General features: G+C 42.1%; 2 protein-coding genes. Both read right to left on the reverse strand.

Features of this window, described 5'->3' with window-relative positions; all coding sequences use genetic code 11:
- On the reverse strand, positions 1–257 hold a 257-nt coding region (locus Xbed_RS19105; RefSeq protein ID WP_139837575.1), incomplete at its 3' end, for a hypothetical protein.
- A partial coding sequence (locus tag Xbed_RS19110; protein WP_244182579.1) for a zinc-finger-containing protein occupies positions 254–437 on the reverse strand: 184 nt, incomplete at its 5' end. The genes Xbed_RS19105 and Xbed_RS19110, both read right to left, overlap by 4 nt.

The raw sequence follows: 437 nt of genomic DNA on the forward strand, positions 1-437 counted from the left end.
ATAACATCATTGCTCATTTCTGTTCTCCTGATTCGCTTCCATCCCGCTTGAAATGCTTCCCAATAATTCTGAGCAGGTATATTGAAATATTTTCCATCGTCATATTTACTTAATGCACCTGCGGGATAACCAAACTCAGTTATCATAAATTTTTCAAACGCCTCTCTGCATTCATTTGAATTAGTCATTATTCTCTCGTTTTCATAATGAATATGCCTGCATTTACGTTTTGCGCATTTTATTTTGTTATTGCTCACCTAAACCTCCTGCATATATTCGCTGCCCGTTCACACATATCCGCCTCAAACCATCCGAAATGGCAGCGGCTGAAACTGATACCCAATCGCCACGCCAGCCATTGATACGCATCCGTGCGTTCCAAATTCCGTTTGTGCCTCATTTCCTCGAACTCCTGTTTACCGTCCCTGCGAGCTATC

The sequence above is a fragment of the Xenorhabdus beddingii genome, from assembly GCF_002127545.1.
Taxonomy (GTDB): Bacteria; Pseudomonadota; Gammaproteobacteria; order Enterobacterales; family Enterobacteriaceae; genus Xenorhabdus; species Xenorhabdus beddingii.